The following is a 24,828-nucleotide window of genomic DNA, read 5'->3' as shown; positions in this document are numbered from 1 at the left end:
TCGCCCAGAAGTTTCCGGACCGCTTCCTTCAGGTGGGCGTGGCCGAGCAGAACATGATGTGCGTCGCGGCAGGCCTCGCGGCGGTGGGCAAGATCCCATACCTCGCGACGTACGGCGCGTTCGCCTCGTGCCGGAGTGCCGACCAGATGCGGGTGACCGTCGCCTATACCGACCTGCCGGTGAAGATCGGGGGCGCCCACGGCGGGATCAGCGTCGGCCCCGACGGCGCGACCCATCAGGCGATGGAGGAGATCGCGATCGTCCGCTCCATTCCCAACATGCGAATGATCGTGCCGTGCGACTACTGGGAGACGCGGAAGGCGACGGTGGCGATGGCGGATGATCCCCACCCCAACTACATCCGCTTTGGGCGCGAGCCGGTGCCGGTCGTGACCGGTCCCGAGACGCCGTTCACGCTGGGCAAGGCGAACGTCATGCGGGAAGGGAAGGACATCGCGCTGATCGCATGCGGGGTGATGGTCTACGAAGCTTTGGTCGCGGCCGAAGAGCTCGCGAAGCGTGGCGTCAGCGCGCGCGTCATCAACATGCACACGATCAAGCCGCTCGACATGGACGCGATCGAGCGGGCGGCGCGGGAATGCGGGGCCATCGTCACGGCGGAGGAGCACCAGATCCACGGAGGGTTGGGGGGCGCGGTGGCGGAAGCGGTCGTGCGCCTCCACCCGGTGCCGATGGAGCTGGTCGCGGTCCACGACCGGTTCGGCAGGTCGGGCAAGCAGGACGAGCTGATGGCGGCGTTCGGAATCAAAGCGCCGGACATCGTGAAGGCGGCGGATCGGGCGCTGGCGCGGAAGAAGGCGCGCTAGCGCGCAAACGCGCATCGAAGTAGCGGTCCCGGGACATCAACCGCGATCCAACCTACGGGCGCTGTGCTTGCTCGCGGGGGAGCGGGGCGAGATGCCCGGGCGCGAGTTGAGCCGGGACTCCTTCCAGGCGACCTCTCATAGTTTGGCCACCGGGCCTATCGCCCCGCTCCCATTTTCCGCTCGCTGCGCAGGCGCCCTGCGGTTGGATCCCGGCCGACGTCCCGGGACCGCCTCTACCGCAGCTCGCTCGGTGGGGCCACCTCGACTACAACCTCGTTGCTCGACACCTCCACCTTGGGTACGAGGCTGAACTTTTCGGTCAGTCCCTCTCGCCCATCCCATGCCCAGTCGGCCATGACCTCGCTGGCGGTGGAGTAGAAGAATCGTATCCGGTATTTGCCTGGAACCCGAAATGTGTAGGGTGAGATCTGGTGCGCGGCGAAGAACGGGTACCCTGCTCCCCCATGGTAAGGGTCGAACGTGCCGCCGGGCGGCACCCGAACGAAGTCCCTCCCCTCCAGTGGGTTGACGCTCGGGCAGAGAACCCACGCACCGGATACCGGTTTGCCGTCGGGGCCAATCACATCGAAGTAGCAGTGAGGGTATCGCCACTTGCTGTCCGAGCCGTCGAGGCTGCCGACAAGATAGATGTCGGAGCGGGTTTGGTTGGTGAGCGCGACCGTGATCGTTGGAATTCTGTACATTTGACTGATGGGCTCAACGGTGAGGACGCAGCCCAGCGTATCGCTCTTCAAGACATGGTCGGGTGATAGGGGCGGACTCGTAGGGATGTCGGCGGCTGTCTCCGGGGAAGCCATTGCTTGCCCCGAGGTCGCGAGTCCAAGGAGGAGAGTGATCGCGAGTCGTGTGCGCATGGGTCAGCCTCCGGCAGGGGCTACGCGCCGATTGTGACACCACCGACTCGGTGCCGCCACAGCACTCTGTCGTCGGAGATCGACGGCGCGTTGTGAAATGTAGCTCGAAGCAGCGGTCCTAGGACGTCAGCGGGATCCAACCGCAGGGCGCCTGCGCAGCGAGCGGAAAAAGGGAGTGGGGCGATAGGCCCGGTGGCCAAACTATGCGAGGCTGCCTCGAAGGTCTCGCGGCTCAACTCGCGCCCGGGCATCTCGCCCCGCTCCCCCGCGAGCAAGCAAAGCGCCCGTAGGTTGGATCTCGCTGACGCCCCGAGACCGTGTGGTCGGTGCCCGTCAGCCCGTAAACGCCCCGGGAACGGGGCGGGGGGCGCCGAAGATCGGGGCGAGGGAGCGGGCGCCCATCGGGGCGTCGGAGAAGAAGGGCTCGCCGTAGCGGACCCCGATCATTCCTCCGTAGTGCCGCATGCGCGATTCGATCCGCTCGAGAAAGTCGGGCTGATTGAGCTGGGTGGGGGCCACTCCGGGGACCTCCTGCGTGACCTGGCTCTTGTGCGCGAGCATCGCCAACCGTTTCTTCTCCCACATCTCCGTGACGTCGATGACGAGCGTGGGGTTGAACCCGACGCGCGAGGCGTAGTGGAAGCGAGCTGCCGGGCGGAACGGCTCGCCGTCCGCCTTGTAACGGGCGAGACCCGCGAGATACGAGGCGCGCTCCGAGATCAGCGAGGCCTGCACGTGGTCGGGGTGGCGATCTTGCGGAAAGTGGGTCAGAAGGATCGCGGGGCGTAGCTGCCGGAGTTGCTCGACGAGGCGGCGCTCCTGTTCCGGATCCTGAGACCGGATCCCGCCGTCCGGGAGCCCTGCGTTCCAGCGGCCGGCCGCCCCGAGAATGCGCGCTGCCTCTGCGGCCTCGGACGCGCGCATTTCCGGCGTTCCGTTGGTGCCCATCTCTCCCCGAGTGAGATCGAGGATTCCGACCGCGTAGCCTTGCGCGGCTGCCAGGGCGAGCGTGCCGCCGCAGCTGATGTCGACGTCGTCGGGGTGGGCCCCGATCGCGAGCAGGTCGAGCGGCTTGTCAGCCGCGGGTGGACGTGGCACGTGAGAGATCGGGTAGCACGGCTTCCGAGTCGTGGGAGTATCGGTACTTCGTCTGGATCGTGCGGACGGTGCCGCTCTTCACGCGCATGACCATCGAATGGGTCTCTGCGCCCTCTCCGAAGAAGCGGACGCCGTCGAGCATGTCGCCGTCGGTGACGCCAGTCGCGGCGAAGATGATCGAGTCGCCGCGGGCCAGGTCGGTCTCGCTGTAGATCCGATCGAAGTCCGAAACCCCCATGGTCTTCGCGCGAGCGCGCTCCTCGTCGTTCTGAAAGAGGAGGCGGCCCTGGATGGCTCCGCCGAGGCAGCGGAGCGCGGCCGCGGCGAGGACGCCCTCGGGGGCTCCGCCGATTCCCACGAGCACGTCCACCCCGGTCGAATCGAGCGCGGTCGCGATCGCGGCCGACACGTCGCCGTCGGGAATCAGGTGGATGCGCGCTCCGGTCCGCCGGATGCGATGGATCAGCTCTTCGTGCCGCGGGCGGTCGAGCACGACCACGGTCAGGTCGTCCAAGTGGTAGCCCTTGGCGGCCGCGACGGCCTCGAGGTTCTCCTCGATGGGGCGGGCGAGGTCGATCGCGTCCTTCGCCTTGGGACCGACGGCGATCTTCTCCATGTACGTGTCGGGGGCATGGAGGAAGTGGCCGCGCGCCGCGAGCGCGATCACGGACATGGCGTTCGGCCTGCCGTAGGCGACCGAATTGGTGCACTCCAGAGGGTCGAGCGCGATGTCCACCTCGGGACCCCAGCCCGAGCCGACCTGCTCGCCGATGTAGAGCATCGGCGCTTCGTCGCGCTCGCCTTCGCCGATCACGACGGTGCCGCGGATGTCGACGTTGTCGAACGCCTTCCGCATCGCGGTGACGGCGGCCTGGTCCGCGGCGTTCTTGTCGCCGCGCCCCATCCAGCGGGCGCACGCGAGGCCGGCCGATTCGGTAATGCGGACGAGATCCAGGCCGACGTGGCGATCCATCGGAGCCTAGCGCGCGGTGGGAACGCCGAGCTCGGCCGCGTCGATCTCTTCCCAATCCGCGAGAGCTTCCTTCCAGCGGAAGAGTCGAACCCTGCTCGTGGTCTCGGTCTTCGAGTAGATGTACTCGACGTGGGTGCCGCCCCCGACGCGGCTGGAGAAGTGGGTCTTCTTGTCCACGACGAGGGGGCGGGTCGTGCGGGCGAGCTTCATCTTTCCCTGCGGGCCGGACCAGACGGCCGTTTCGGTCACCGCGTGGGTTTCCTCGTCCTCGACTTCGTCGAACTCGAGGTCGCCGAAAAGCTTGTCGAGGCGGCGGAGCACCTCTTCCCAGCGCTGGTCGTTCATCGCGATTCCTTGGGGGGTCCGATTGACTTGGCGTCGAAGCGTCCTATAGTAGCACACTTGGACGATCGCTCAAGCTTCGGCCCGGACGCCGGGGGAGTGGCGGGCCGATCCGCCCTGGTCATCGGCGGGTCACGCGGCCTCGGCCGCGCGGTGGCGCTGGCGCTCTCTCGCGCGGGGGCCTCCGTCCTCGCCGTCGGGCGGAGCAAGACCGCCCTCGCAGAGGTCGGAGCGATCGCCCGCGCCCGGGGACTTCCGCTCCGCACGGTACGCGCGGACGCAGGGCGCCCGCCCCGGATGCGGGCCCTCCTCCGACAGGCGGCGGGGCGCGGCGCGGCCGCGCCGGATCTCCTCGTCGTCGCGGCGGGGGATTACTGGGAAGGGCCGATGGCCCGGCTCACCGCGGAGCGGTGGGAGGCGCTGATCCAGTCGAACGTGACCGTTCCGCTGATCGCGATGCAGGAGGCGCTCCCGGGAATGCGGCGCAGGCGGTACGGCCGGATTCTGCTCTTCGGCGTGGCGGGGGCCGACGCGATCCGCTCGGCCCCGCGCGCCCACGCCTATCGCGCCGCCAAGACGGCGCTCCTCTCCCTCGCGAGGAGCGTGGCTCACGAGGAGGCGCCGCACGGCATCACGGTGAACGTGATCCTGCCGGGAATCATCCGCACAGGGATCGCGGTGAAGCGGGCGGCCGCGCTCGCGCGGAAGATTCCGGCCCGACGACTTGGAACTCCGAACGAGATCGCGCGCGCCGCGCTCTTTCTTCTGGCGGAGGAGTCGAGCTACATAACCGGAGCCGCGCTGGCGGTTTCGGGCGGATATCTGATCTGACGTGGAGGCTTCGACGATCGTGACACCCTCCCTCGAGCTCGTGCGGATCGAGACCCCCGCGGACGCGAACCTGATCCTGGGCCACGCGCACTTCATCAAGACCGCCGAGGATCTCTACGAGACGGTGATCAACTCGGTCCCGGGCGCGCGCTTCGGCGTCGCCTTTTCGGAAGCGTCGGGCCCGAGGCTGATCCGGAGCGAGGGGAACGACGACGAGCTTACGGTCGCGGCGGAGAACGAGCTTGGGAAGATCGCGTGTGGGCACACCTTCCTGATCTTTCTCAAGGCGGCGTTCCCGATCAATCTCCTCCGCGACGTTCGCGCCTGTGTCGAGGTCGTGTCGATCCACTGCGCCACCGCGAATCCGGTGCAGGCCGTGGTCGCGCGCGACGGGGACCAGGGAGCCGTCCTGGGAGTGATGGACGGATCGCGGCCCCTCGGCGTGGAGGACGACGCTCAGGCGAGGGCGCGCCGCGATTTCGTCCGGAAGATCGGCTACAAGCTCTCGTAACAATCCGGTCCCTGCACCACGCCTTGACCCTGATTTTTCAAGGTGTTAGCCTCAAGGGAATTCCGCCGTTCCACGCGCCTCCAACGAAGGGATTGTCCGTGCCTGCCTCCACGCCCAAGACGTGGGTGCTCCGTAGCCCTGCTGCGCCTGAGCTCGCCGTAAAGCTCGCCGCGGAGCTTGGCTTCTCCCACACCTTTGCTTCCCTCCTCGCGAACCGAGGATTCGGCACCACGCTCGAGGTTCAAGAGTTTCTTCAACCATCTCTAGGCAAGTTATTGGATTCATTTACGATGCGAGATATGGACTTGGCCGTGAATCGGATCTGGAAGGCGGTGGATGAGCGGGAGGCGATGCTCGTCTACGGCGACTACGACGTCGATGGGATCACCGCGACCTCGCTCCTAACGTCCGCTTTGACACGCCTCGGGGCCAAGGTCACCTACTTCATTCCCGACCGGATCCGGGACGGCTACGGCTTCTCGGTGCGCGGGGTCGACGTGGCGCGGAAGCGGCGAACAAAGCTCGTGATCACCGCCGACTGCGGCATCACCGCGACCGCGGAGGTGGAGCTGGCCCGCCAGCACGGCATCGAGGTCATCGTCACCGATCACCACGAGCCGCTCGGCGAGATCCCCGCGGCCGCGGCGGTCCTGAACCCGAAGCGGAAGGATTGCCCGTACGCGTTCAAGGAGCTCTCGGGCGTCGGCGTCGTGCTCAAGCTGGTCCAGGGCCTGGTCGCGTCGAGGCCCGGCGCTTTGCCCGAGTCGTTCGTCAAGGAGCACCTGGACCTGGTCGCGCTCGGCACGATCGCGGACGTCGTTCCGCTTCGGGGAGAGAACCGGATCTTCGCGAAGATCGGATTGGACCAGATCTGCACCTCGACAAAGCCGGGCATCGTGGCGCTCAAGGAAGTGGCGGGGCTCAAGGCGCGTCGGGTCGAGAGCGGTCACGTCGCCTATATCCTCGCGCCGCGCATCAACGCGGCCGGCCGGCTTGGGAACGCGGAGAGCGGCGTGCGGCTCCTCCTCTCGACCGAGCCGCAGGAGGCCACGATCATCGCGGAGAGTCTGGAAGAGGACAACACGAACCGGAAAAAGATCGACGAGCAGACGCTCGAGGACGCGCTGGAGCAGCTCCGACGGCTGGGGCCGAATCTCCCGCCGGCGATCGTCCTCTGGTCCGATCGCTGGCACCCCGGCGTGCTGGGGATCGTCGCGTCGCGGCTCGTGGAGCGATTCCACCGTCCGACCATTCTCGTCGCCGCGGACGAGGACGAGGGGAAGGGCTCGGCCCGAAGCATCCCCGGGTTCGATGTCTGCCAGGCGCTCCAAGAGTGCCGGGAGTACCTGATCGGATTCGGCGGCCACAGCTACGCGGCCGGTCTCACGGTCCGGGCGGAGCACATGGAGAAGCTTCGGGAGAAGCTCTGCGGCGTGGTGGCGGCCCGGCTTCAGGCGGATGACTTCATCCCGAAGCTCTCGATCGACGGCCCGCTCTCGCTCGACGACTGCAACGAGGAGCTCGTCGAGTTCCTCGACCGTCTCTCCCCGTTCGGAATCGGGAATGCCGAGCCGCTCTTCGTGGCCGACAACGTCCGCCTCGCGTCGCCGCCCATGGTGGTGAGCCGGAACCACCTGAAGCTGAGCCTCAGGCAGAACGGCCGCGAGATCGACTGCATCGGGTTCGGGATGGGGCACTTCGCCGGTCCGATCCAGTCGGACATGGGCCGGGTGTCGATCGCGTTCGTCCCGACGATCAACGTCTGGCAAAACCGGGCGCGGCTCCAGCTGAAGCTGCGCGACATTCAGATCCGGTAGCCATGACTTCGGTCCCCGCTGATCCCCTGGGACCGCTCCTCGACGCGCTCAAGCGGACCGGCCGCGCCATCAACTCGGACACGGTCCGCGCGGCGTACGACTTCGCCGTCAAAGCCCACGGGACCCAGGTCCGCCTCTCGGGCGAGCCGTATGTGACCCATTGCCTGGCCGTCGCCACGATCCTGGCCGATCTCCTCGGGCCCGGCGCAGACGAGACGCTCGTTCAGGCGGCGATGCTCCACGACGTGGTCGAGGACACGGAGGTCAGCCTCAAAGACGTCGAGCGCGCGTTCGGTCGGGAGGTCGCGGCTCTCGTGGACGGCGTCTCCAAGATCAGCGGCCTCCACTTCGACCGCCCCGAGAGGGAGCAGGCCGAGAACTTCCGCAAGATGCTCTTCTCGATGGCGCGGGACCTGCGCGTCATCCTGATCAAGCTCGCGGATCGCCTCCACAACATGCGCACGCTCCAGGCGCTCGAAGCTCCGCGCGCGGACCGGATCGCGAGGGAGACCCGCGAGATCTACGCGCCGCTCGCGCACCGGCTCGGGATCGCGCGCATCAAGTGGGAGCTGGAGGACCTCTCGCTCAAGTACCTGGATCCCCAGGCATACCAGGAGATCCGCCAGAAGGTGGCCCTGAAGCGGGAGGAGCGGGAGGGCCTGGTCGCCGCGGTCATGCAGCCGGTCCGGGAGAGGCTCCTCTCACTCGGGATCAAGGCCGACGTGGTCGGCCGGCCCAAGCACCTCGATTCCATATACCGGAAGATGAAGGCGCAGGGCCGCCTCTTCGAGGAGATCTTCGATCTTCTCGGCGTGCGGGTTCTGACGCAGGACAACGCCGACTGCTACCGGGTCCTCGGCGTGGTCCACGACCTCTTCACCCCGGTGCACGGGCGGTTCAAGGACTACATCGCGACGCCCAAGACCAACATGTACCAATCGCTCCACACGACCGTCGTCGCGCCGGGCGGCTTGATGGTCGAGTTCCAGATTCGCACGCAGGAGATGCATCTGGTCGCCGAGCTGGGCGTCGCGGCGCACTACAGGTACAAGGAAGGCGGCCATCGGAGCGACTCCGAGGTGCTCGGGAAGCTCGCGCCGATGCTGCGCAACCTCGATTGGCAGTCGAACGCGGGCGACCCCGACGAGTTCATGGAGTTCCTCAAGACCTCGCTCTATCAGGACGAGGTCTTCGTCTTCACGCCGCGGGGCGATCTGAGACGGCTGCCGCGAGGGTCGACGCCGATCGACTTCGCGTTCCAGATCCACACCGAGGTCGGCCACCACTGCGTCGGCGCCAAGGTGAACGGCCGGATCGTTCCGCTTCGCTACGAGCTTCGGAGCGGCGACTCGGTGCAGATCATCACCTCGCCGGCGGGGAAACCGAACCGCGACTGGCTCAAGGTGGTCCGGAGCACGGCCGCGCGGACCAAGATCCGCCATTGGCTCAAGATCTCGGAGCAGGCGGACAGCGTCGCCCTGGGTCGGGAGATGATCGAGCGGGAGCTACGCCGCCGCCGCCTGGCTCCGCCTCCCTCGGTCTCCATCGAGGATCTCGCGCGGGCGATGGGCTACGAAGACCTCCCCGGGCTCCACGCGGCGGTCGGATCGGGCACCGTCTCGGTGGCGCATGTCCTCACGCGCTGGTTCCCCGGCGGAATCGGACCCGTGCAGCGGATCAAGGAGGCTTCCCTCGAGACGTTCCGCGCGATCACGGGGCGCCCGGGACGCGGCGTCCGGATTCAGGGCGTCGACAACCTGATGGTCAGCTACGCCAAGTGCTGCCAGCCGGTCCCCGGCGATCCGGTTGTCGGCATCGTGACCCGGGGGCGGGGCGTCACCGTGCACCGCACCGACTGCCCGAACACCTTCGACGGGCGCGTGGCGCCGGAGCGGAGGGTGATGGTCGATTGGGGCGAGGCCGCGGACGGATCGTTCTCGGTCAAGCTCTCGATCTACGGTGTCGACCGGAAGAGTCTCCTCGCCGACATCGCGAAGGCGATCGCGACCACGAACACCAACATCCGCACCGCGGGGATCAAGGCGAGCGACCGGAACGCCCGCGGGGCGTTCGTCGTCGAGGTCCGTGACCTGGCGCACCTTCGACTGGTCATGAAGGCGGTGGAGCAGGTGGACGGAGTGGAGGGGGTGGAGCGGGAGCAGGTATTCGGGAAGCCGCGCGGCGGGGCGGCCGGCCTCGCCTCGTGAGGGCGCTCCTTCAGCGAGTGACCAAGGCCTCGGTCCGGGTCGACGGCGCGGAGGTGGCGCGCATCGGAGCGGGGCTCCTGATCCTTCTCGGCGTGAAGGCGGGAGAGGTCGCGGGCGCCTCCGAGCGGCTGGCGGAGCGGTGCGCCGAGCTCAGAATTTTCGAAGACGCCGAGGGGAAGATGAATCGGTCGGTTCGGGAAATCGCGGGAGAAGCGCTGGTGGTGCCGCAGTTCACCCTCTACGCCGACGCGTCGCGCGGGCGGAGGCCCGGGTTCGAGCCCGCGGCCCGGCCGGAGGAGGCGGAACCTGCCTTCGAGCGCTTCTGCGAGGCGCTCGCCTCGCACGGCGTCCCGACCCAGCGCGGGAAGTTCGGCGCGTCGATGGAGGTGGATCTCGTGAACCGGGGCCCAGCGACATTCCTCCTCGAGAGCCCGGGAGGGTGAGCGGCTCGTGCGCGCGAACTTGATCAATCCGCTCGGACCGAGGATCGTGCTCGCGTCCCGCTCGCCGCGGCGGACGGAGCTGCTCACCCTCGTGGGCGCCCACTTCGCGGCCCACCCGGTCGACGTGGACGAGCGCGCGGAGCCGGACGAGCGCGCGGAGGCGCACGTGCTCCGGCTCTCGGAGGCAAAGGCGCGCGCGGCGTGGACCGAGGAAGAGCGCGCCGGCACGGCAGCCGGCTCGGTCTATGTCGGCGCGGACACGATCGTGACGATCGACCGCGTGATTCTGGGGAAACCGGGAGGGTCGGAGGACGCCGTGCGGATGCTCACGCTCCTCTCGGGACGGATCCACGAAGTGTGGACCGGGATCTTCGTGCTCGACCCCGCCGAAGGGCGCTCGGTCGGCGGAGCCCAACGAAGCATCGTCAAGTTCGCGCAGCTCGAGCCGGAGGACATCCGGCGTTACGTCGCGACGGGGGAGCCGCTGGACAAGGCTGGAGGGTACGCGGTGCAGGGCTTCGGCGCCCTCTACGTCGAGGCGATCGAGGGCTCCTATTCCAACGTCGTCGGGCTCCCCTTGAGCTACCTGAAACACCTCCTCGGCCTCCTTCGGGCGGCCCCGATCCCGGGAGCGTGACGCTGGATCCTCTCCGCTTCGAGCCCGACCGCGTTCTCGTCCTCGATCAGACGCTCTTGCCCGGGGAGGAGAAGTGGATCGACGTGCGCGACGCCGACGCGATGGCGGCCGCGATCGCGCGGCTCCAGGTGCGCGGCGCGCCGGCGATCGGAATCGCAGCCGCGCTCGCGCTGGCGGTCGAGGGATCCCGCGGCGGTTCCGTGGCGGAGCGGATGGCGCGACTCGCGAAGGCCGGCGGCGTTCTCGTCGCGTCGCGCCCGACCGCGGTCAACCTCGCCTGGGCGGTCGATCGAGTCCTGGGAGTCGCGCGGAAGGTGCTCCAGAGCGGCGGTGAGAAGGGCGATCCCAACCGCTGGACCGAAGCGGTCCGCGCGGAGGCGCTCGCGATCTGGGAAGAGGACCGGGCGGCGTCGCGCGCCATGGCGACGCACGGGGCCACGCTCTTCCCATCGGAGACCCGGTTCCTGACGCACTGCAATACCGGCGGCCTCGCGACCGGAGGCGGGGGCACCGCCCTCGCGGTTCTGCTCGAGCTAAATCGACGTCGCCCCGGCGGCATCGAAGTGTGGGCGACGGAGACGCGGCCGCTCCTCCAAGGCGCGCGCCTCACGACGTTCGAGCTTCAGCGCGCGGAGGTTCGGGTGCGGCTGATCGTCGATTCCGCCGCCGCGCATACGATCCTCCGGGAGGGGATCCAGGGTGTCCTGGTCGGGGCCGACCGCATCGCCCGAAACGGCGATACGGCGAACAAGATCGGGACCCTCGGGCTGGCGCTCGCGGCCCGGGAGGCCGGCGTTCCCTTCGTGGTGGTCGCGCCTTCGTCCACGATCGATCCCGGGACGGCGGACGGGTCGGGGATCGTGATCGAGGAGCGCGATCCGTCCGAAGTCGTTCGGATCCGGGGAGTTCCCGCCGCGCCGGAGGGGGTTCAGGCCCGAAATCCCGCGTTCGACGTGACGCCTGCACGGCATATCAGCGCCATCGTCACGGACCGGGGCCTCTTCCGGGGCCCGCCCTATGCGCTCGGAGCCGATTGACACGCCCGGCGCGGGCTTGGTAACCTCTTGCGTTTGGTCCTTCTAACCCAGCTAACGGAGGTCGTCGGATGGGCACGTATTCGGTGCGCGCCTCGGAGATCCGCCAAGATTGGTTCGTCGCGGATGCCGAGGGGCAAATTTTGGGACGGTTGGCGAGCGAGATCGCGAGCGTCCTGAAAGGGAAGCGCAAGCCGACCTACTCACCGCACCTGGATGTCGGGGATCACGTCATCGTGATCAACGCGCAGAAGGTGCGTGTGACCGGACGGAAGCGCGACAACAAGATCTACTTCCGTCACTCGCTCTATCCGGGCGGGCATTCGCTCACCCGGTTCCGCGATCTGCAGGCGGATCAGCCGGAGGAGATCGTCCGCCTCGCGGTGAAGGGGATGCTCCCTCGAAACCGGCTCGGCAGGGCGATGATGAAGAAACTCAAGATCTACGCCGGAACCGACCACCCGCACGTGGCGCAGACGCCGCGCCCGTTTCCGTGGTCGAACGGCAAGCTCATGACGGGAGGTGAGTGACACTGGCCACACTGTTTCTTGGCACCGGACGGAGAAAGACATCGGTGGCGCGGGTGCGCCTCGAGCCGGGCTCCGGCAAGCGAACGGTCAACGGGGTCGACCTGGACCGGTACTTTTCGCGGATCACGCTGAGCCGGCATGCCATCGGCCCACTCGCCGTGACCAACACGATCGAGAAATTCGATCTACACGCGAAGGTCCACGGCGGCGGTCACGCCGGCCAAGCCGGCGCGATCTCGCTCGGCGTGGCGCGCGCGCTCCAGATCATGGATCCCACCCTGCGCGGCCTCCTCGGCAAGGAGGGCTTCCTGACCCGCGACGCTCGGATGAAGGAGCGGAAGAAGTACGGACAGGCGGGAGCCCGCAAGCGCTTCCAGTTCTCGAAGCGGTAACAGGTCGTCAGGCGGTCCCGAAAGCCGGGGCCGCTACTTCACACGCCCCGGGCCGGCGCGGCAGGTCTCCCGAGAGGGGGCCGCGCGGAACGATGGGGCGGAGGCACAAGACCGGAGGATCTACGATTGGCTGACATCGGCATGAAGGAGCTGCTCGAAGCGGGAGTCCACTTCGGGCACCAGACCCGCCGCTGGAACCCCAAGATGAAGAAGTTCATCTTCATCGAGCGGAACGGGATCTACATCATCGATCTGCAGAAGACGCTCAAAGCGCTCCACGACGCGCGCATTCTCCTCGAGGGCATCGCGAAGCGGAACGGCACCGTCCTCTTCGTTGGAACGAAGAGGCAGGCGAAGGATTCCATCATGGAGGAATCGACTCGCTGCGGCATGCCGTACGTGAACGAGCGGTGGCTCGGCGGGATGCTCACCAACTTCAAGACCATCAAGTCGAACATCCGCCGCTTCAAGGAAATCGAGAAGATGGACGCCGACGGGACGCTGGAGAAGCTCTCGAAGAAGGAGCAGGCCCAGATCGGCAAGGAGCGGACGCGTCTCGAGAAGATCTTCACGGGCATCAAGGAGATGGCGGCGCTCCCGGCCGCCGTCTTCGTGATCGACACCAAGAAGGAGCGAATCGCCGTGGCCGAGGCGAACCGCCTCGCGATTCCGGTCATCGGGGTCGTCGATACGAACTGCGATCCCGACGTCATCGACTTCCCGCTGCCGGGGAACGACGACGCCATTCGCGCGATCCGCGTTTTCGCTCGTTTCGTCAGCGATACGCTCCTCACCTCGCGGCAGGAAGCACAGGAGGGTGCGGACCTGGCGGCCGAAGCGGCCGCGGCGGGAGCCGCCGCGCCGCCGGAAGCGAACGCGGTCGCGAGCGCCTGACCGAACCCACCCGAAAAAGAATCAAAACAGAAGGAAGGAGTAACGAATGACGATCACCGCCTCGCTCGTCAAGGAGCTGCGCGACCGGACCGGCGCGGGGATGATGGAGTGCAAGAAGGCCCTGGCGGAGGCCAAGGGCGACATCGAGTCCGCGATCGACGTTCTTCGAAAGAGCGGGATGGCGCGAGCTTCGTCGAAATCGGGACGCGCGGCCCGCGAGGGAATCGTCCACGCCTACATCCACCCCGGGGATCAGGTCGGGGTTCTGATCGAGGTCGACTGCGAGACCGACTTCGTGGCGCGGACCGACGATTTCCGGACTCTCGTGCGCCATCTGGCCATGCAGGTCGCCGCGACAAACGCCCAGGCGGTGGATCGCTCGGGCGTGGATCCGGCGCTGCTCGAGCGGGAGCGCGCGATTCTGATGGAGCAGGCGCGGTCGTCCGGCAAGCCCGACGCCATCTTGCAGAAGATCGTGGACGGGAAGATCGAGAAGTTTCTGGAGGAGATCTGCCTCCTCGAGCAGCCGTACATCCGTGACCCCGACCGGAAGGTGAAGGACCTGATCGACGAGGCGATCGCGAAGCTGGGCGAGAACATCGTCCTGCGCCGCTTCGCGAAATTCCGGATCGGGGACGCCTGACCGCCGTGGTCTCGGGGCGCCGGCGCGTACTCGTCAAACTGAGCGGCGAGGTATTGGCAGGGACCGCGGGCAACGGGATCGATGCCGTCGCGTTGGGCCGGATCTCCGACGAATTTCGCGAAGGCAGCGTCGGGGGCGTTGAGATCGGGGTCGTCATCGGCGGCGGAAACATCATCCGCGGAACCGCCGCGGCCGGGGACGAGCTCGATCGCACGACCGCCGACAGCATGGGGATGCTCGGCACGGTCATCAACGCGCTCGCGCTCCAGGATGCTTTGGAGCACCGCGGTCTGACCACGCGCGTGCTGAGCGCGATCGAGATGCGCTCGCTGGCCGAGCCCTACATCCGCCGGCGCGCGGTGCGGCATCTGGAGAAGGGCCGGGTCGTCATCCTGGCCGCGGGGACGGGCCACCCCTACTTCACGACCGACACCGCGGCGGTGCTGCGAGCGGTGGAGATCGGGGCCAGCGTGCTCTTGAAGGCGACGAAGGTGGATGGGGTCTTCACCGACGACCCCAGGCGGAATCCGGCCGCGACCCGCTTCGAGGTTCTGCGCTACCGGGAAGCGATCGAGCGGCGGCTCAACGTCATGGATCAGACGGCGTTCACGATGGGAATGGAAAACCGGCTGCCCATCATCGTCTTCAACGTAACGGTGCCCGGAAACCTGGCCCGCGTCCTCCGAGGGGAGACGGTGGGCACGAGGGTGGCCGTGGAGGTCTAGGATGGACCCGAAGCGCGTCAAGGAAGCCGAAGAGCGGATGAAGAAGGCGGTCGATACGATCCGCCATGAGGTCGCCACCATTCGCACGAGCAAGGCGACGACGTCCCTCCTCGACGGGATCAAGGTGGAGTACTACGGGAACCCCGTCCCGCTCCAGCAGGTCGCGAGCGTGAGCGCGCCGGAAGCCCGGCTCCTCGTAATCCAGCCGTGGGAGCGGACGGTCCTGCCGGAGATCGTCAAGTCGATCCAGAAGTCCGACCTTGGTCTGAACCCGGTGGATGACGGCACCGTTGTGCGCTTGTCCCTGCCGCCCCTGACCGAAGAGCGGCGGAAGGACCTCGTCAAGGTGCTCGGGAAGATCGTGGAGGACGGCCGCGTGCGCGTCCGGACGATCCGCCGCGAGTCGAACGACGAGTTGAAAAAGCTGGAACGGGAGCACAAGATCTCCGAAGATGACAGCAAGAAGACGCTCGCTGAGATCCAGAAGCTGACCGACCGCTACATTGCCCTGCTGGACGATCTGTTTCACAAGAAGCAGGCCGAAGTCATGGAGGTCTGAGACCCTGGAATCGCGGCGCACCGCGATTCGCCCGGCCCTTCGATGAGCCTTTCCGCCAAGACGCCGACGCTCGAGCAGATCCTCCGGCGTGAAGTTCCCGCGCACATCGCGATCATCATGGATGGGAATGGTCGATGGGCGAAGCGGCGCGGCCTCCCGCGCCTCATGGGACATCAGGCGGGCCGCCGCTCGGTCCGGGAGGTGGTCGAGGGGTGCGTCGAGCTCAAGGTCAAGGTCCTCACGCTCTACACCTTCTCGCTCGAGAACTGGGAGCGCACGCCGCGCGAGGTGAGCGGGCTCATGCGGATTCTCGAGCAGGTGCTGCTCCAGGAGCGCGAGGAGCTGAAGAAGAACGACGTCCAGCTCCGGACCATCGGCCGCGTCGACCTCCTTCCGAAGCACAGCCGCGACATCCTCTGCGACACCCAGCGCTTCCTCTCGGAATCGACCGGGCTGACCCTCGTGCTGGCCCTCTCGTACGGTGGGCGGGCCGAGATCGTGGACGCGGCGCGCCGGATCGTGACGGCGGACCGGGAGCGCCGAATCCCGCTCGGCAAGATCGACGAGGAGTTCTTCCGGCACCGCCTCGACACGAACGGACTGCCCGACCCGGACCTCCTGATCCGCACCAGCGGGGAGCTCCGCATCTCGAATTTTCTCCTCTGGCAGGCCGCGTACTCGGAGTTCTGGGTCACCGACACCCTGTGGCCCGACTTTCGCCGGAAGCACCTCTACCAGGCGGTCCATGACTTCCAGCACCGGAGCCGGCGTTTCGGTCGCGCCGATTGAGGGCAACATCGCTGTGAGCGACGCACGCGACGCGTCGCTCCCGGCGCGCATCCTGACCGCGGTGATCTTCCTCCCGCTCCTTGTCCTCATGGCGCGCGTGGGCGGGATCGTCTATCTCGTCTTCACCCTCTTCGTGGTGGGCCTCGGGCTTCGGGAGTTCTACCTCCTCCTCGATGCAAAGGGGCTCTCCCCCCACTGGAAATCGGGGATGTTCGCCGGGCTCCTCCTGCCCGTGGCGGCCTACTTCCGCGCGCGGACGCACCGGTTCGAGGAGTGGCACGGGGACGCGTTCCTCACGGTGCTGATCGGCGCGGTCCTGCTGGCGGAGCTTCGGCGGGGCGCGGGGAAGGAAGCCATCGCGAACAGCGCGGCCACGTTCCTCGGGGTCCTCTACATCGGATGGCTCGGCACGCATCTGGTCGCCCTTCGCGAGCTGCCTGCGGCGTTCGGGCGGCCCTATATCGAGGGGATGTCGTTCGCGCTGCTTCCGTTCTTTCTCACCTGGATCTGCGACGCCGCGGCGTACGCGTTCGGCCGGGCGTTCGGCCGGATCAAGCTGATGCCCTCGATCAGCCCCGCGAAATCGGTAGAGGGCGCGGCAGCCGGCCTCCTCGTCGCGATCGGTGCGGGATTCGCGGCGCGCGCGTGGTTCGCGCGCTATCTCACTCCGCTCGACGCGGTGGCGCTCGGGGTCCTGGTGGGCGTGTTCGGCCAGCTCGGCGATCTGGTGGAGTCGCTTCTGAAGCGCGACGTGGAGACGAAGGACTCCTCGCGGCTGATCCCCGGCCATGGCGGCGTCCTCGACCGCTTCGACAGCGTTCTCTTCACGGCCCCGATCGTCTACTACTACCTGATCTTCCGGGTGCTCGGCGGATGATCCGCGCGGCGCTTCTCGGCGCGACCGGCTCGATCGGCGCTTCGGCTCTGGAGCTGGCGCGGGAGTTCCGCGGCCGTATTCGGTTCGTCTCGATGGCCGCCCGCTCGAACGACGCGGCATTGGTTCCGGCCGCGGAGGAATTCGGCGTGACGCGGATCGCGCTGGCCGATCCCGAGGCGGCCGCGCGCGCGCGACGCAGCTTCCGGGGCGAGGTGCTCGAGGGGGAAGAGGGCCTCGCGCGCCTCGCGTCGGATGCGGATGCGGACGTGATCGTGAACGCGCTCGTCGGGAGCGCGGGGCTCGGGCCGACCGTGGCGGCGCTTCAGGCCGGTAAGCGCGTCGCGCTCGCGAACAAGGAATCGGTGGTGCTCGCAGGCGAGCTTCTCGTCGCGATCGCGAAGGAGCACGGTGGCACGATCCTCCCCGTCGACTCCGAGCACGGCGGGCTCCATCAATGTCTGGGTGGGGCCGCGGCCGACGACGTGCGCCGGCTGATCCTGACCGCGTCGGGAGGGCCCTTCTTGAGGCGCGACGTGACCACGCTTCGAGGGGCGACTCCCCAGGAAGTGCTGCGCCACCCGACCTGGTCGATGGGCGAGCGGATCACGGTCGACTGCGCGACGCTCATGAACAAGGGATTCGAGATCGTGGAGGCGCGCTGGCTCTTCGGGATTCCGCCGGAGCGGATCGAGGTCCTCGTCCATCCCCAATCGATCGTCCACGCCATGGTCGAGTTCGTCGACGGCTCCATGGTCGCCCAGCTCTCGCGTCCCGACATGCGTTTGCCGCTCCTCTACGCGATGAGCTATCCGGAGCGCTGGAGCTCCTCGCTTCCGCGCCTCGACGTCACGGCGCTCCAGGGCCTCGAGTTCGAGGCTCCCGATCCGGCCCGCTCGCCTGGCCTCGGCCTCGCGCGAAAGGCGCTCGCCCTCGGCGGGACGGCGCCCGCCGCGCTCAACGCCGCCGACGAGGAAGCGGTGCGCCTCTTCCTCGCGGGCGCGATCGGGTTCGAGGATCTGACCCGCCTCGTCGACGAGGTCTTGGACGAGCATCGGCCCGCGGCGGTGACCGACCTCGAAGCGGTCCGGTCCGCCGATCGCATGGCCCGGTCGCGCCTCACCGACCTCGCGGCGTCGCGGAGCCGTCGATGAAGCCTGCGGCCGTGGACCGCGACCGGCTTCTCGCGCTCGCGAGATTGATGGAAGGGCAGACGGTCGCGGTGGTGGGGGACGTGGTCCTCGACCGCTACTGGGTGGGCCGATCCTCGCGGATCTCGCGTGAAGCGCCGGTCCTGATTCTAGAATTCGAGGAGGAGCGCGCGGTGCCTGGCGGCGCGGCGAACGCCGCCATGAACGTGAGATCGCTGGGCGGCCGCCCGCGGCTGGTGGGACGCGTGGGGAGGGACCCGGCCGGCGTCGCGCTGGCGCGCGCCCTTCGGACGCGCGGGCTCGATCGCCGCTGGCTGCTCCGGGACGGTGGCGCCGGCACGGTCGTGAAGACCCGGGTGCTCGCCGGCTCGAGCCACACCTCGCGGCAGCAGATCGTGCGCCTCGACCGCGGGCACCGCGACACGCTCCCCGAGGCCGGGGAGCGCGCGCTCGCGCGCGCGGCGACGCGGGCGATCCGGGGCGCGCGCGCCGCGCTCTTCTCCGACTACGGCTACGGTGTTCTTGGCGCGGCGACCCGCGACAAGGCGCTTCGCGCCGCGCGCGGGGCCAAGATCCCGGTCGTGGTGGACTCGCGCTACGCGCTCCGCTCGTACCGCGGCGCGACCTTGCTCACGCCGAACGAGCACGAGATCCAGGAGGCGTTCCATCTTCCGTCGCTCGAGGTCCCCGCGCTCAGGAGAGCCGGCGAGGAGCTGATGCGCCGGGCCTCCGCGCGGAGCGTCTGGATCACGCGCGGCAGCGACGGCATGCTCCTCTTCGAGAGGGGGCGGAGATCCGTCCGCATCCCCATCGTCGGCACTTCCGACGTCGCCGACGTGACCGGCGCGGGCGACGCGGTCTCGGCGGCGGCAGCCCTCGCGCTCGCGGCGGGTGCCACCCATCTCGAGGCGGCGCTCCTCGCGACCTACGCCGCGTCGGTGGTGGTGATGAAGCGCGGCACCGCCACGGTCGATCGGGAGGAGCTGGAGTCGGCCATTCGCCGCCATCCCGTTCCTAAGGAGCAGTCGTGAGCGAATCGAAGGTCGTGGACGCGGGAACCCTCGAAGCCCGGCTGGTGGCGAATCCTGGGCTCCGGGAAGGCCTCGTGCTGGCCAATGGACTCTTCGACGTTCTCCACGTGGGGCATGTCCGCTATCTGGAGGGCGCCCGCGCGGCGGGGCGCTCGCTCGTGGTCGCGGTCAACTCGGACGCGTCGGCGCGCCGGCTCAAAGGACCGGGGCGGCCGGTGATTCCCTTGGAGGAGCGGCTTGAGATGGTCGCGGCGCTCGGATGCGTCGACTGGGTGACGTGGTTCGAGGAGGACACCGTGGAGCCGCTCTTGCGACAGCTCCGGCCCGCGGTCCACGCGAAGGGGACCGATTACACCGAGGACACGGTGCCCGAGCGCGCGGTCGCCCGGGAGCTCAAGATCCGCACCGTGATCGTGGGCGACCCCAAGCGGCACGCCTCGAGCGAGATCATCCGCGCGATCCAATCCGCGGCACCCCAGGGACCACGGGAAGCGCATGGGTCGCGCCCCCGCTGACGGCGCGCCCAAGAACGCTCCGCCGGACCCGCCGCGGCGCGTGCTGGTCACGCGGCTCCGGCAGATCGGCGACGTCATCCTCTCGCTTCCGCTCGTCGAAGCGATCCACGAGATCTACCCGCACGCCGAGATCGACTACCTGGCCGAGGAGGCGCCCGCGCAGGCGGCCATCGGGCACCCCGCACTCCGTCGGGTCTTTCGATTCGATCCCCGAAGCTGGCCGGGATTTCCCGCGCCGCCGGACCTTCTGCTCGGCCTTCGCCGGGCGCGGTACGACTGGGTGATCGACCTTTACGGCAATCCACGAAGCGCCCTCATCGCCTGCTGGACCGGCGCGCCCGTTCGCGTCGGCCAGGGCCGGAGGGCGAGGCGGCGCCTCTACACCCACTCGATTCCGCCCGTGGTCGAGGCGATCTCGGCCGTGGACCATCATCTCCTCGCGCTCCGCGCGCTGGGCGTCCCGTCCCCAATCAGGCGCGGGCAACCCAGAATTCACCTGTCGGCCGACGAGCGGGCGCGCGGCGCCGCGATTCTCGACTCGGCGCTTCCCGGTGGGGGCTCCCGGGTTGGACTGCATGTCGGAAATCGCTGGCCGGCCAAGCGATGGCCCGAGGAGAGGTTCCAGGCGCTGCTTCGAGCGCTTTCGACGATCGGGGCGAGGGGGGTCGTGCTGGCCGGTCCCGGCGAGACGGCCTTGGCCCGCAGGGTCGCCGCCGGCGCGCGCCCGGACGCGCGCCCGGAGGGGCGAGAGCACGTGCGCGCGGATGCTCCCGTGATTGCTGATCTCCCACTCCGGGACTACTTCGCGGTCGTCGCGTCCCTCGACGCGCTCGTCACCAACGACGGCAGCCCGCTCCACGCGGGGCCGGCGCTCGGGGTCCCGACCGTGGGGATCCTGGGGCCGACCGTGCCGAAGATCTGGTTCCCCTACGACGATCCCGCGGGCCGGCACCAGCTCCTCTGCAAGGAGATCTGGTGCCGCCCCTGCCATCGCCATGAATGCGACCGGATGGACTGCCTCGACTGGATCGGCGTCGGCGAGGCCCTCCGCGCGACGGCCCGGGCCCTGAACGTCGCGGAGGGAGCCGTTGCCAGCGCTTGACGGGGCGCGGCGCATCCTCGTGATCCGGCATCGCGCGGGCGGCGATCTTATCCTCGCGACGCCTGCCCTGCGCGCCCTTCGGTCGGCGCTTCCCGCGACCCGGATCGAGGTCCTGACAGCGCGCGGCCTAAGCGAAATCTTGGAAGGGAACCCGGACGTCGATCGCGTGCTCGACTTCGACCCGCGCTCGCTTGCATCGCAGGCTGCCCTCTACGCGCGGCTCGCCCTGGGCGGGTACGACGCGGTCCTCGACCTCATCTCGAACCCCTGGAGCGCCGCGATGTCGGCGCTCACCCGGGCGAGGATCCGCCTCGGCTACGACCTCGCCGGCCGGAGGTGGGCCTATACCTTGGCGCTCCCCCGCGAGCCGATCGGCCCGGACGGTCGTCCCATTCTCCGGTACGCCTCCGAAGCCGCGCTCGACTTCGTGCGGGCGCTCGGCATCGCCCCGCGCGGCGTGGGGCTCACGTTCCACGTCTGCGACGCCGCGGTGGAGGCCGTCGATCGGTGGATGTCGGCGTCCGGGGTCGATCGCGAGAAGCCCCTGATCGCATGCCTTCCCGCCGGCTCCTGGCCCGCGAAGACATGGCTCCCCGATCGATTCGCGGCGGTCATGGACGCGTTGGCCCCGGAGGGAACCGTGGTCTGGATGTGGGGGCCGGGAGAGCGGGCGGACGCGGAAGCCTGCCGGGCCCGAATGCGGGCGCCGTCGCTGCTCGCGCCTCCAACCGGATGGCAGGAGCTGGGAGCACTCTTGGCGAGGTGCGCCCTTTGGATCGGGAACGATTCGGGCCCGAAGCACGTCGCGGTCGCGCTGGGCGTGCCCACCGTCACGATCTTCGGCCCCACGAACCCGGCGACGTGGCAGCCCCCCGACGGGCCGCACACCGTGATCGAGGTCGACGGACTCGATTGCCTTCACTGCAACGCGAATACTTGCCCGCTGCCCGGGGAGCGCCACATGCGGTGTATGCGGGATCTTCCGGCGGAGCGGGTGATCTCCGCCGCGCGCACGCTGCTGCGGGGAGCAGCGCGGGAGGCGCCGTGCGCGAGCCGCTGAGCGTTCTTGTTCCGACCCGGAACGAGGAGCCGAACGTCCGCGCCTGCCTGGAATCGGTGCGGTGGGCCGAGGAGGTCGTGGTCGTCGATTCGGGAAGCACCGACCGGACCGTGCCGATCGCGCGATCGATCGCCGATCGGGTGCTCGAGCACGAGTACGTGAATTCGGCCGCGCAGAAGAACTGGGCGATCCCGCAGCTCACGCACCGCTGGGTGCTGATTGTCGACGCCGACGAGCGGGTCACGCCCGCGCTCCGGAAGGAGATCGAGCGGGTCCTCGCCGATCCCGCCCGCGCGGACGGTTACTGGATCCGGCGCGCGAACCGGTTCCTGGGGAGGCCGATCGGGTCGGCGGGATGGCAGCGCGACAAGGTGCTGCGGCTCTTCGATCGGACGAAGGGGGCGTACGAGCCGCTCCACGTCCATGCGGAGGTCCGAATCGAAGGGCGCGTCGGGAAGCTCGAGGAGAGACTCACGCACGAAACGTACGCCGACCTCGACCGCTACTTCGAGAAGTTCTCCCGGTACACGAAGTGGTCGGCGGCGGATCTCAAGCAGCGCGGAATCCGCGCTTCCGCGGCGCGGCTCCTGGTTCGTCCCTGGATGCGGTTCTTCCGCATGTACGTGCTCGAGGGAGGGTTCCGCGAGGGGCGGCACGGAATCGTCCTCTGCATGCTGGCGGCATTTTCCGTGTTCACCAAGTACGCCCGGCGCTGGGAGGACGAGGTCCGGCCGCAGGAGGACCGGTGAAGGTCGCGTTCTTCGGCGCCTTCGATCCCAGCTACCCGAGAAACGTGGTGCTTCAAGAGGGGCTCGAGGAGGCCGGGGCGACCGTCACGCGGGTCGCCGTCGCACCGGGCACCCCGGCGTTCGTCCGCGAGGCAGGGCTCATGGCCCGCTGGGCGGCCGCCGCGTCCTCCCTCGACGCGCTCCTTGTCCCCGCGTTCGGACACCGCGACGTTCCGCTCGCCGCGGCCCTGGGCCGCGTTTCGGGATCGCCGGTCCTCTTCGATCCGCTCGTCTCCCGCTGGGACACGCAGGTGGGGGATCTGGGCCGCGTCGCCGCCCGGAGCCTCTCGGCCCTGAGGCTCCGGTTGAGCGATCGCCTCGCCCTCTCGCTCGCCGATCTCGTCCTCTGCGATACGTGGGAGCACGGCGATTTCTTCTCGGCGGAATACGGGATCCCAAGGTCCAAGCTCTGCCGGGTGCCGGTCGGGGCCGATCGGCTCGCGTTTCGAACCGGCGGGGGTACGCGACCGCCTCGGATCGGGGGTCCGCTCCGGGTCACCTATATCGGCGGCTTCCTGCCGCTCCACGGCGTCGAGGTCGCGGTCGAGGCGGCGGCGATTCTCGAAGCCCGCCACGGACCGCGATTCGCCCGCTTCACGCTGATCGGAGACGGCATGACCGCGCCGCACGCCGAGCGCGAAATGGCGACGTGGGGGCTTCGCTCGGTGAAGCGGCTCCCGCGGGTGCCGTACGCGGACGCTCTCGAGGCGCTCTTCCATGCCGACGTCGCCCTCGGCATTTTCGGCACCACGGCCAAGGCGGGGCGGGTCGTGCCGCACAAGGTCTACCAGTCGATGGCGCTCGGCGCCCCGACGATCACGCGGCGCTCCCGGGCGATCGCGGAGTTCTTCCGCGACGGGGAGCACCTTGTCCTCGTTCCGGCGGGGGACGCCGGCGCGCTCGCGAAGGCCGTCGAAGACCTCGCCGGCGACCCCGCCCGCGGGGCCCGAATCGGGGGCGCGGGCCGCGCGTCGGTCAAGGAGCAAGCGTCCCCCGAGCGGATCGGCGCGCTCCTCGTGGAAGCGGTTGGCCGGGTTCGCGAGACGACCGCGCCCAAGGTGGGGCGATGAAGCCGGGGGACTCTCTCCGCGTGCTGCACGTCGACTCGGAGATTCCGTGGCGCGGGGGAGAGCGCCAGGTGATCGAGCTGATGCTCCGCCAGCGCGCGATGGGGGACGACCCCCACCTCGCGGCTCCAAGGCGAAGCGCGCTCGCGGAGCGGGCGGCCGGAGAGCAATTCGCGGTTCACCACGTTCCGATGCGTGGCACTTGGGATCTCGGGTCGGCCCTCGCGATCGCCCGGCTTCACCGCGCGCTCCGTCCTCACGTCGTCCACTGGCACGCCGCGAGGGCGCACGCGCTCGGCGCGCTCGCCGCGCTCTTCGCCCCAGGGCCGGCGCGCATCCTGTCGCGCCGGGTCGACTTCCCGGTCCGTCGAAGCCCGGGAAGCCGGCTCCTCTACGCGCTCCCGATCGACACGATCCTCGCGATCTCGGGAGGGGTGCGGGACGCGCTCGTAGGAAGCGGCGTCCCGGCCACCCGGATCCAGGTCGTGCCGAGCGGGATCGATCTCGCGCCGTTCCAGGCGCCCTTCGACCGGCCGGCGGTACGTCGGCGGCTGGGGCTGGCCGATGGGGAGCTCTTGATTCTGAACGTCGCCGCCCTGGCGCCGCACAAGTCCCAGACCGACCTCCTCCGCGCCGCGGCGTCGGCGCGGGCGCGGCGCTCCGATCTCCGGTTTTGGATCGCTGGGGAGGGACCCTTGCGCGCGGAATTGGAAGCGGAGCATCGCGCCCTCAAGCTCGGCGACTCGGTCCGGTTCCTGGGATTTCGAGACGACGCTACGGATCTTCTCCGCGCGGCCGATCTCTTCGTCATGTCGTCCTACCTCGAGGGGCTCGGCACGTCGATCCTCGACGCGATGGCGGGCGGGCTCGCGGTGGTGGCGACGCGGGTCGGCGGCATTCCGGAAGTGGTGGAGCACCAGGGGACCGGGATCCTCGTGCCTCCGCGCGATCCGGAGGCGCTCGCGGCGGCGATCCTCGAGCTGGCCGGCGATCCCGCGCGGCGGGCCGCGATGGGAGCGAGCGGCCGCGAGCGCGCCCGCGCGTTCTCGGCGGACGCGACGGCGGAGCGGACGCGGGAAGCCTACCTGAGGGCGCTTCCGGGGTAGCACCTCC

General features: G+C 69.0%; 27 protein-coding genes. 24 read left to right on the top strand and 3 right to left on the bottom strand.

Annotation, left to right across the window (positions count from 1 at the left end; translation table 11 throughout):
* On the top strand, nucleotides 1-827 hold an 827-nt coding region (locus E6K79_08680; protein ID TMQ64055.1), incomplete at its 5' end, for a transketolase family protein.
* A 233-nt stretch (nucleotides 828-1,060) separates the two neighbouring features.
* Here E6K79_08680 and E6K79_08675 read toward each other — a convergent pair.
* The 3 genes from E6K79_08675 to glpX form a co-directional block, all read right to left on the bottom strand.
* Nucleotides 1,061-1,531, bottom strand: coding sequence for a hypothetical protein (locus E6K79_08675; protein TMQ64047.1), 471 nt, complete (start codon nucleotides 1,529-1,531; stop codon nucleotides 1,061-1,063).
* A gap of 504 nt (nucleotides 1,532-2,035) precedes the next feature.
* The gene (gene bshB1, locus E6K79_08670; GenBank protein TMQ64046.1) at nucleotides 2,036-2,809 is read right to left on the bottom strand and encodes a bacillithiol biosynthesis deacetylase BshB1; all 774 of its coding nucleotides are present in this window, start codon (nucleotides 2,807-2,809) and stop codon (nucleotides 2,036-2,038) included.
* Complete coding sequence (glpX, locus tag E6K79_08665; protein ID TMQ64045.1) at nucleotides 2,778-3,773, bottom strand: class II fructose-bisphosphatase; 996 nt, start codon at nucleotides 3,771-3,773, stop codon at nucleotides 2,778-2,780. The genes bshB1 and glpX overlap by 32 nt, the downstream gene beginning before the upstream one ends.
* Between glpX and E6K79_08660 the strand changes: the two genes are divergently transcribed.
* From E6K79_08660 to E6K79_08550, 23 genes are all read left to right on the top strand, one after another.
* Nucleotides 3,672-4,946 carry an SDR family oxidoreductase gene (locus E6K79_08660; GenBank protein TMQ64054.1) on the top strand — a complete coding sequence of 425 codons (1,275 nt, stop codon included), beginning with the start codon at nucleotides 3,672-3,674 and terminating at the stop codon, nucleotides 4,944-4,946. The two genes, glpX and E6K79_08660, sit on opposite strands and share 102 nt — an antisense overlap.
* A gap of 19 nt (nucleotides 4,947-4,965) precedes the next feature.
* Nucleotides 4,966-5,457 carry an adenosine monophosphate-protein transferase gene (locus E6K79_08655; protein ID TMQ64053.1) on the top strand — a complete coding sequence of 164 codons (492 nt, stop codon included), beginning with the start codon at nucleotides 4,966-4,968 and terminating at the stop codon, nucleotides 5,455-5,457.
* Nucleotides 5,202-7,274, top strand: coding sequence for a single-stranded-DNA-specific exonuclease RecJ (gene recJ, locus E6K79_08650; protein TMQ64044.1), 2,073 nt, complete (start codon nucleotides 5,202-5,204; stop codon nucleotides 7,272-7,274). The genes E6K79_08655 and recJ overlap by 256 nt, the downstream gene beginning before the upstream one ends.
* Before the next feature lie 2 nt (nucleotides 7,275-7,276).
* On the top strand, nucleotides 7,277-9,481 hold the full coding sequence (locus E6K79_08645; GenBank protein TMQ64043.1) for a bifunctional (p)ppGpp synthetase/guanosine-3',5'-bis(diphosphate) 3'-pyrophosphohydrolase: 2,205 nt from the start codon (nucleotides 7,277-7,279) through the stop codon (nucleotides 9,479-9,481).
* Nucleotides 9,478-9,924: a D-tyrosyl-tRNA(Tyr) deacylase gene (locus E6K79_08640; GenBank protein ID TMQ64042.1), complete on the top strand. Its 447-nt coding sequence runs from the start codon at nucleotides 9,478-9,480 to the stop codon at nucleotides 9,922-9,924. Before E6K79_08645 ends, E6K79_08640 begins: the two co-directional genes overlap by 4 nt.
* Before the next feature lie 22 nt (nucleotides 9,925-9,946).
* A complete protein-coding gene (gene maf / locus E6K79_08635) occupies nucleotides 9,947-10,561 on the top strand; it encodes a septum formation protein Maf (GenBank protein ID TMQ64052.1) in 615 nt (204 codons plus the stop codon).
* Entirely contained in the window at nucleotides 10,558-11,598 is a 1,041-nt protein-coding gene (gene mtnA, locus E6K79_08630) for an S-methyl-5-thioribose-1-phosphate isomerase (protein ID TMQ64041.1), read from the top strand. The genes maf and mtnA overlap by 4 nt, the downstream gene beginning before the upstream one ends.
* Before the next feature lie 68 nt (nucleotides 11,599-11,666).
* Nucleotides 11,667-12,125, top strand: coding sequence for a 50S ribosomal protein L13 (gene rplM / locus E6K79_08625; GenBank protein TMQ64040.1), 459 nt, complete (start codon nucleotides 11,667-11,669; stop codon nucleotides 12,123-12,125).
* 2 nt (nucleotides 12,126-12,127) lie between these two features.
* On the top strand, nucleotides 12,128-12,517 hold the full coding sequence (rpsI, locus tag E6K79_08620; GenBank protein ID TMQ64051.1) for a 30S ribosomal protein S9: 390 nt from the start codon (nucleotides 12,128-12,130) through the stop codon (nucleotides 12,515-12,517).
* Nucleotides 12,518-12,643: 126 nt separating this feature from the next.
* On the top strand, nucleotides 12,644-13,411 hold the full coding sequence (rpsB, locus tag E6K79_08615) for a 30S ribosomal protein S2 (GenBank protein ID TMQ64039.1): 768 nt from the start codon (nucleotides 12,644-12,646) through the stop codon (nucleotides 13,409-13,411).
* Between the two features lie 46 nt (nucleotides 13,412-13,457).
* Nucleotides 13,458-14,054 carry a translation elongation factor Ts gene (gene tsf / locus E6K79_08610; GenBank protein TMQ64038.1) on the top strand — a complete coding sequence of 199 codons (597 nt, stop codon included), beginning with the start codon at nucleotides 13,458-13,460 and terminating at the stop codon, nucleotides 14,052-14,054.
* Between the two features lie 5 nt (nucleotides 14,055-14,059).
* Entirely contained in the window at nucleotides 14,060-14,779 is a 720-nt protein-coding gene (locus tag E6K79_08605) for a UMP kinase (GenBank protein TMQ64037.1), read from the top strand.
* A gap of 1 nt (nucleotide 14,780) precedes the next feature.
* Nucleotides 14,781-15,338: a ribosome recycling factor gene (locus E6K79_08600; GenBank protein ID TMQ64036.1), complete on the top strand. Its 558-nt coding sequence runs from the start codon at nucleotides 14,781-14,783 to the stop codon at nucleotides 15,336-15,338.
* 42 nt (nucleotides 15,339-15,380) lie between these two features.
* Nucleotides 15,381-16,127: an isoprenyl transferase gene (locus E6K79_08595; GenBank protein TMQ64035.1), complete on the top strand. Its 747-nt coding sequence runs from the start codon at nucleotides 15,381-15,383 to the stop codon at nucleotides 16,125-16,127.
* Entirely contained in the window at nucleotides 16,084-17,004 is a 921-nt protein-coding gene (locus E6K79_08590) for a phosphatidate cytidylyltransferase (protein ID TMQ64034.1), read from the top strand. The genes E6K79_08595 and E6K79_08590 overlap by 44 nt, the downstream gene beginning before the upstream one ends.
* A complete protein-coding gene (locus E6K79_08585) occupies nucleotides 17,001-18,155 on the top strand; it encodes a 1-deoxy-D-xylulose-5-phosphate reductoisomerase (protein TMQ64033.1) in 1,155 nt (384 codons plus the stop codon). The genes E6K79_08590 and E6K79_08585 overlap by 4 nt, the downstream gene beginning before the upstream one ends.
* Nucleotides 18,152-19,183 (top strand): hypothetical protein, encoded by a 1,032-nt coding sequence (locus E6K79_08580; protein TMQ64032.1) that lies wholly within the window; start codon nucleotides 18,152-18,154, stop codon nucleotides 19,181-19,183. Before E6K79_08585 ends, E6K79_08580 begins: the two co-directional genes overlap by 4 nt.
* A 14-nt stretch (nucleotides 19,184-19,197) precedes the next feature.
* Complete coding sequence (locus E6K79_08575) at nucleotides 19,198-19,698, top strand: D-glycero-beta-D-manno-heptose 1-phosphate adenylyltransferase (GenBank protein ID TMQ64050.1); 501 nt, start codon at nucleotides 19,198-19,200, stop codon at nucleotides 19,696-19,698.
* Entirely contained in the window at nucleotides 19,679-20,800 is a 1,122-nt protein-coding gene (locus tag E6K79_08570; protein TMQ64031.1) for a glycosyltransferase family 9 protein, read from the top strand. The genes E6K79_08575 and E6K79_08570 overlap by 20 nt, the downstream gene beginning before the upstream one ends.
* Nucleotides 20,787-21,860, top strand: coding sequence for a glycosyltransferase family 9 protein (locus E6K79_08565; protein TMQ64030.1), 1,074 nt, complete (start codon nucleotides 20,787-20,789; stop codon nucleotides 21,858-21,860). Before E6K79_08570 ends, E6K79_08565 begins: the two co-directional genes overlap by 14 nt.
* On the top strand, nucleotides 21,662-22,609 hold the full coding sequence (locus tag E6K79_08560; protein ID TMQ64029.1) for a glycosyltransferase family 2 protein: 948 nt from the start codon (nucleotides 21,662-21,664) through the stop codon (nucleotides 22,607-22,609). The genes E6K79_08565 and E6K79_08560 overlap by 199 nt, the downstream gene beginning before the upstream one ends.
* Nucleotides 22,606-23,718: a glycosyltransferase family 4 protein gene (locus E6K79_08555; protein TMQ64028.1), complete on the top strand. Its 1,113-nt coding sequence runs from the start codon at nucleotides 22,606-22,608 to the stop codon at nucleotides 23,716-23,718. The genes E6K79_08560 and E6K79_08555 overlap by 4 nt, the downstream gene beginning before the upstream one ends.
* Nucleotides 23,715-24,821, top strand: a complete 1,107-nt coding sequence (locus tag E6K79_08550) for a glycosyltransferase family 4 protein (GenBank protein ID TMQ64027.1) — start codon at nucleotides 23,715-23,717, stop codon at nucleotides 24,819-24,821. Before E6K79_08555 ends, E6K79_08550 begins: the two co-directional genes overlap by 4 nt.
* The last annotated feature ends 7 nt before the right edge of the window (nucleotides 24,822-24,828 follow it).

Source organism: Candidatus Eisenbacteria bacterium (assembly GCA_005893305.1).
Classification (GTDB): domain Bacteria; phylum Eisenbacteria; class RBG-16-71-46; order SZUA-252; family SZUA-252; genus WS-9.
The sequence above is the reverse complement of the archived record's forward strand: the minus strand, read 5'-3'. Positions and strand labels throughout refer to the sequence as shown.

Bases quoted from the DNA above. Each gene is read 5' to 3' on its own strand.
- E6K79_08585 (TMQ64033.1), top strand. From the start codon at position 17,001: ATGATCCGCGCGGCGCTTCTCGGCGCGACCGGCTCGATCGGCGCTTCG.
- glpX (TMQ64045.1), bottom strand. From the start codon at position 3,773: ATGGATCGCCACGTCGGCCTGGATCTCGTCCGCATTACCGAATCGGCC.
- rplM (TMQ64040.1), top strand. From the start codon at position 11,667: ATGGGCACGTATTCGGTGCGCGCCTCGGAGATCCGCCAAGATTGGTTC.
- tsf (TMQ64038.1), top strand. From the start codon at position 13,458: ATGACGATCACCGCCTCGCTCGTCAAGGAGCTGCGCGACCGGACCGGC.
- E6K79_08550 (TMQ64027.1), top strand. From the start codon at position 23,715: ATGAAGCCGGGGGACTCTCTCCGCGTGCTGCACGTCGACTCGGAGATT.
- E6K79_08675 (TMQ64047.1), bottom strand. From the start codon at position 1,531: ATGTACAGAATTCCAACGATCACGGTCGCGCTCACCAACCAAACCCGC.
- E6K79_08570 (TMQ64031.1), top strand. From the start codon at position 19,679: ATGGGTCGCGCCCCCGCTGACGGCGCGCCCAAGAACGCTCCGCCGGAC.
- E6K79_08595 (TMQ64035.1), top strand. From the start codon at position 15,381: ATGAGCCTTTCCGCCAAGACGCCGACGCTCGAGCAGATCCTCCGGCGT.
- E6K79_08600 (TMQ64036.1), top strand. From the start codon at position 14,781: ATGGACCCGAAGCGCGTCAAGGAAGCCGAAGAGCGGATGAAGAAGGCG.
- E6K79_08590 (TMQ64034.1), top strand. From the start codon at position 16,084: ATGACTTCCAGCACCGGAGCCGGCGTTTCGGTCGCGCCGATTGAGGGC.
- E6K79_08645 (TMQ64043.1), top strand. From the start codon at position 7,277: ATGACTTCGGTCCCCGCTGATCCCCTGGGACCGCTCCTCGACGCGCTC.
- E6K79_08580 (TMQ64032.1), top strand. From the start codon at position 18,152: ATGAAGCCTGCGGCCGTGGACCGCGACCGGCTTCTCGCGCTCGCGAGA.